Origin of the sequence: Segatella copri (assembly GCF_019127135.1) — a bacterium.
Classification (GTDB): Bacteria; Bacteroidota; Bacteroidia; order Bacteroidales; family Bacteroidaceae; genus Prevotella.
Genome location: NZ_JAHOEA010000096.1, coordinates 1 through 6417 on the forward strand (window position 1 = coordinate 1; position 6417 = coordinate 6417).

4 protein-coding genes are annotated in these 6417 nt (G+C 44.0%); all 4 read left to right on the forward strand.

Annotated features, from left to right (window positions below; all coding sequences use genetic code 11):
- Positions 1-200: 200 nt before the first annotated feature.
- The 4 genes from KSW37_RS14845 to KSW37_RS14860 all read left to right on the forward strand — a co-directional run bounded on the left by KSW37_RS14845 (position 201) and on the right by KSW37_RS14860 (position 6229).
- On the forward strand, positions 201-4013 hold the full coding sequence (locus KSW37_RS14845) for a coiled-coil domain-containing protein (protein ID WP_217315173.1): 3813 nt from the start codon (positions 201-203) through the stop codon (positions 4011-4013).
- Positions 4014-4093: 80 nt separating this feature from the next.
- A complete protein-coding gene (locus KSW37_RS14850) occupies positions 4094-4609 on the forward strand; it encodes a hypothetical protein (protein ID WP_117728576.1) in 516 nt (171 codons plus the stop codon).
- 12 nt (positions 4610-4621) lie between these two features.
- Positions 4622-5767, forward strand: coding sequence for an OmpA family protein (locus KSW37_RS14855; RefSeq protein WP_217315175.1), 1146 nt, complete (start codon positions 4622-4624; stop codon positions 5765-5767).
- 3 nt (positions 5768-5770) lie between these two features.
- A complete protein-coding gene (locus KSW37_RS14860; protein WP_217315177.1) occupies positions 5771-6229 on the forward strand; it encodes a DUF1573 domain-containing protein in 459 nt (152 codons plus the stop codon).
- Positions 6230-6417 lie beyond the last annotated feature (188 nt).

Sequence of the window (6417 nt, forward strand, 5' to 3'; positions counted from 1 at the left end):
GCAAAGGTAAGAAATTTTACGATAAAGGGCAAGGTATAAACGCGGAGCCGCTTACTAAAGGTTGTACATACGATGGTTTGGACTTAATGTTTTGAACACCACTAAGTTACTAAAAATCAGCGATATGTGCAACTTTTTACTCATATTTATCAACTTAAATTAATTCCGCCAACGGGTATAACTTTATAAATTATTACCGTATGAAAAGAAAGTATTTAAGCGCGCTGCTTATGGGTGCATTGACAATTGCCTCGGTAAGCACATTTACTTCTTGTAAGGACTACGATGATGACATCAACATGAATACGTCGCAAATCAAGGACTTGCAGGAACAATTAAAGACTTTGCAGACTGCGTTGGATCAAGCCAAGAATGATGCAACAACAGCACATGCAAACTTCGCTACTAAAGCGGATCTCAATTCTCTTCAGACCGAGGTAGCAAAGTTGGTAACTGCAGAGAAGTTACAGAAAGCCATCGATGACTTGAACGCCATTATCGCAGGTAAGGCAGACAAGGCTGACCTCGAAAAGCTTGCTGGAAGAATCGATGCTATTGATGCTTCTCTCAACACAATCGGCACTACCTTGAAAACTTTGGACGGTGCTGTGACTGCTGCTCAAACAAACTTGGAGGCACAGGGTGAGACTCTTGCCAAGTTGAAAGAGAAGATTGGTTCACTCGAAAGCAAGAAAGTTGACTTGGAGGCTTACAACACTAAGATTGCTGAGTTGCAAAAGGAAATCGACGATGCTAAGGCTGCTGCAGGTGACGTTACAGAAATCAAACAGCTGAAAGAAACAATGGAAGCTATCAGCAAGAAGGTTGACAAAGTTGCAGCAGAAGCAAACGTCATCACTGTCATGGTAGCAAAGCAGCTTAAGTCTTTGGTTCTCAAACCAGACTTCTATTGGGAAGGTCTTGAGGGTATCGAGGCTCCTTGGGCAGAGCCAGAAACATACACCTTCGGTGATAAGACCGAGTTTAATTACAGAGTATCTACAGCTGTAGGATTCAAGACTATCAAGGCTACTGTAAACGATAAAGTTCCAGCTAGACCTGGCGAGAAAGTTTACTTGCAGAACGGTGCTATTGCTAAGTATCACATGAATCCTTCAACAGCAAGCTTGGAAGGTGCACAATTCAGCTTCTTCACAAACCTTGCTGAGGTATATACACGTTCTGGTGATGAGCCCATCGCTACTCCAAAAGAGGTTAAATATGTTGCCAATGGCAAGAACACAGTTGTTGATGGTATTTTGAGCGTTCCATTCACTATCAATACCAAGAAAGTTAATGCTTTGTTCACAGAATGGGCAAAGGGCAAGGATTCTAATGGCAATCAAATCACAGACCCTGTAATTCCTAACAATGGTTGGGAAGATGAAGAAGACAACCAGGCATACGGCTCTAAGTTGCCATTCATTGCTCTTCAGGCTCAGATGAAGGATACAACTATCACATCTGACTATGCTGTTGTAACTCCTGCTAAGTACATCCTCAAGGCTCTCGCAGATAACGCTCCTGAGACAGTTCTTGACCAGAACACATTCATCAAGGGTGCCCCACATACAGGTGTTATTGGTGACAACCACCTTTATACAACTTTGTATGGTACTAATTTAGAGGAATATGGTAAGACATTGGCAGATGCCCTGACACATGGTGTTATCACAATGCCAGCTACTCACTCTGTAGTATATAATGAGACCATCGACTTGAAGCCATTCGTAGAGACTCACTTCGACTACGAGACATTCGCTAAGTATGGCAAGTCATATAAGGATCAGACTATGAACGATGCTGAGCTTGAGGCTCTCGGCTTGCACTATGAGTTCATCCCTATCGACTATTACCTCGGTGAGGAGACAACTAGTGAGACCGCTCACTTCGAGCAGATTGGTGACAAGACTTCTGGTGTATTCGCTCCTCGTTCTGTTGATGCAGACGGTAAGACCATCAAGGGCCAGACTGCAACTAAGGAAGCTGTAGAGCGTGAGCCATTGGTTCGTGTAAACTTGGTTGATGGCGAAGGCAACATCGTACTTTATGGTTACATCAAGGTTCGTATCGTTGAGAAGCCAGTTGTTGACATGAAGGTTGAGGTTAACCTCGGCGACTTGTACTTCAACTGTGGTGATGAGGGCAAGATGACTTGGTCACAGGTTGAGAACCTCATCCTCTCTAAGTTGGGTACAGACGGTATGACCAAGCAAACTTTCGAGAACGAATACTATCTTGAGAATGAGGGTGGTTTCACGGTAATGCCTACAGTTGCAAATGGTGGTACATTGTACAATGCTACAGATAAGTGGTATGCAGTACGTTACTCTGACGCAGACAAGACCAAGAAGGTTAGCGACGCTGACTCTTACGGTCGTGTATGGTACACACCTCATGACAACGCTACTGGCGGTCAGGGTTGGGATAACCAGACCAACGTATTGGTTTGGAACTTCACAACAGATGCTAATGCAGGTAAGATGAATGCAGCTTCTTACAAGAAGTTGATGGAGGAAACTGGCGTTTCTTACGCTTCTAAGGGTGAGAATACCAAGGCTCTCTATACATGGGTACGCTTCGTCCACAAGTTGAACGGTACTTCTATCTGGGTTAAGTTGAACTTCGCTCCTACGAAGCTCCACTTCGAGTATGGTAAGATTGCCAACAAGGACTTGCACCACTGGTTCCAGTTGAACTCTACATACGTTCCTGGTGGTGAGAACGACCTCGATGTTCACGCTAACGTTCCTACTCCTGCAGAGTATGGTCAAATAGCTCTCACAGCAAACAAGTTTGACAAGGACTTGTTGGAGTACTGGAGAAACAAGAAGGTACTTGTAACTCTTGAGGGTAACAAGGATAAGTTCACTAAATTCTATAATGCAGACGGCACCGCAAAGACACAGTTGGACTTCGGTTTCGTATTGCCTAAGAAGGGTGTAAACTCTACTGTAGATGCTGTAAATGGCACATGGGCTGTTAAGGGTGCTTCTGGTTCTGTTTGGACTTTGAAACTTTCTGACAGCAACCACAAGATTATTGCAATTGAGCAGGATGGTGTTGTATTGGCTCACCCTGAGACAGTCGCTGAACTTCGTCAGAATAATTACGACCACAAGTACTCTATCCTCCACTACTTCGGTGATGAGGGTATCAATGACAACGCTGCTACCGACCTCCTCAACAACATGGGTCGTCGTGACGCAAAGGGCAATGACATCAAGAACGATTACTTGACAAACAACATTGATAAGACATTCACTGCTTATCTTGAGGTAACTCTCTCTGATGACCCTTGCTACCAGCCATTGGTTGAGAACAACTTGTTCAACGTACGCTTCCTCCGTCCAATCAACGTAGCTCCTAAGAATGTAACTTGGACCGATGCTTTGAATGCGGAGGAGTCAGTTAAGTTGACAGACTTGGTTAGCATCAAGGATTGGCGTGACTACAGCGTATTGGTAAATGGCAATTACGCTGATAACACCAACGCACAGGTTCCTTATGAGTTCTACAACATCACAGACTTGGCAGTAATTCGTGAGGAAATCCGTTCAGACGCTATGGAAGATATCTCTGTACGTACTGCAGCTGCTCTCACCGACGCTAAGAAAATCGCTGAGTTGCCTATCGTTGACGAAGTTCCTTCTTTGACAAGCTACAAGATGGAGCATGGTATCACTACAGCAACTTACTTGAAGGTTTACAATGGTAATAACCAGGAGATCTTCGACAGCGAGCAGCATGGTACATCACCAAACGGTATCTGGACTAAGGGTGCTGGTGATTACGTGAACTATGGTAAGATCAACTATGTAAACAATGGTGGTGGTGCACAAATCTTCCACATCTACGTACCAATCGCAGTGAAGTACGCTTGGGGTAATGTGAAGTACAGCAACACAAACTTGCGGACCTCTGGTGTTAAGACAAACCTTGACTACACTCAGAAGGTATGGGCTGTCATCACAGTTAACAAGACTGTAAACTCTGGCGCAAAGCGTCACTAAAATTTACAGATCATCTTTGAAATAAGGAGGGGGTGTCAACTCATTGACACCCCTTTTATTCTTAATAAACATTTATTATTATGAAAAAGATCGTATTATTCATTTTCGGATTGGCTGCCTTGATGTTCGCATCATGCGGTCAAAAAGAAAAGAACGTGAAACAGCTGGAGCAGCAATATCTCGTTCAACCTGTTGATTCTTTTTCGGGCAAGGACACATCCGAAGTTATGTACTTGGTAAATAGCTTCATTGACAAACTCAACCAAAAAGACATCAAATCAGCTGTCTCCATGCTTTCTTATCTAGATGGCAACGATATTGTACCATTGCCTGCTGAACTCGTCAAGCGTCAATGCAATGCCTTGGCCAATGCACAGGGAGTGAAATACACCGTTGACCGTTTGGTGTTCAACGAGGAGAAAGACAATATCGTAAAAGTTAATATCTTGTTGTTTGAAAAGAAGCCAGGCGATACAAGACCTAACAGCATTTCTCTGTATCTCAAACCTATCCGCAAAGACAACAGATGGTATTTGACAACTGTTGACAATATCACTGACTCAAACAACATGGGTGGTACCAAAATTCAAAACTAATTTTAGAGAATTATGGAATCATATAAATATTTATTGGCAACAGCCGTTCTCGCTTCTTTAGGAATGAATGCCATGGCACAGGCTACCTATACAGACAAGGATGGCAATGAGTATCAGTTTAAGAAGCACGCATTCCTGGATATCCAGGGTGGTGCTCAGTACACACTCGGTGAAGCTAAGTTTGGTGACTTGATTTCTCCTAACGTTCAGTTGGGCTTAGGCTACCAGTTCTCTCCTGTCTTCGGTATGCGCTTGCAGGCTAACGGCTGGCAGAGTAAGGGCGGCTGGTCAGGTTTCCGCGCAAATCCTGGAGAGACTCCTTACAACGCTACCTATAAGTTCAAGTATATGGCTCCTGGTGTTGACTTCATGTTCAACCTCAGCAACCTCTTCTGCGGTTGGAACCCTAACCGTGTGCTGAACGTTACTGCTTTCTTGGGAGGTGGTGCTAACATCGCTTGGGACAACGATGAGGTGAATGAGTTGGCTGCAACCATGAAAAAAACTAGTGCCTACAACCTGGAGTATCTCTGGGATGGTACCAAGGTTCGCCCTTATGGTCGTGCCGGTCTTGAGTTGGCTTTCAAGGTTAGCAAGTCTGTCAGCCTGATGTTGGAGGGTAATGCCAATATTACTTCTGACAAGTATAACTCAAAGAAGGCAGGTAACCCTGACTGGTATTTCAATGCTTTGGCTGGTCTTCGCATCAACCTGGGCAAGAGCTATACCAAGAAGGCTAAGCCGGTAGAGGAACCTGCTCCGGCACCAGCTCCTAAGCAGGAATATGTAGCTCCTAAGCCAGAGCCTAAGCCAGCTCCTGTAGAGAAGAAGGTAGAGGAGATTCGCCGTGACATCTTCTTCACCATCAATTCTAACAAGATTGCTCCTGCTGAGGAGGCTAAGATCCGTGAGGTGGTTGACTTCCTTGGAAAGAACCCAGAGGCTAAGGTTGTTGTTACTGGTTATGCTGACAAGGGTACTGGTAACGATCGCATCAACGACCGCATCGCTGCTAAGCGTGCTGCTGCCGTTGTCTGGATGTTGGAGAAGCGCTATGGCATTCCTGCTGAGCGCATCACAGAGGACTCAAAGGGTGCTCGTGTTCAGCCATTTGCTGAGAATAACATGAACCGTGTTTCTATCATGATTGCTAAATAAAGTATGAACAAGCCTATGTATATGAAAATGTTCGGTAGATATATTCCTGCCATTCTCTTGCTAGCTATCCTTGCGCTTGCCACATGTTGCAGTCAACCTTCCAAACAAGGGGCTGCCAATGATGCAACAAGTGCTAAAACTTCAATAGCCTTTCTTGAGAAAGAACATGATTTTGGAGAATATCGAGAAAAGGAAACGAAAAGATACGCTTTCAAGTACAAGAATGCAGGCAAGTCTCCACTTGTCATATACAAGGCTGAGAGCGATTGTGGTTGCACACAAGTCAAATTCAATCCACAGCCTTTGATGCCAGGCGAGTATGATTCTATCATTGTAGTATATGATGGAAATGGCTTTTTGAATGGTTCTTTTAGAAAGTTCATCAACATATACTCAAATGCTTCAGAAAAGCCAATGGAGTTGAGCATCAAGGGCTGTTATTTTGATAAGAGTGAAGAATGATTCTTCGCATGATGTTTGATTATGTAATAACAATCAAATTCACTGCTGTCCCGTTTAGAAATCATTGGGCCTGAAAAGGCTAGGATATAGCCAATCCTCCGTCTCTTCTGTTGGAACAGCTTTGTTAAACAATTCATTTAAAGGAGTCTTGTCCGTAAGGAATAGACCCACGTTCTTTGAAATAGTGT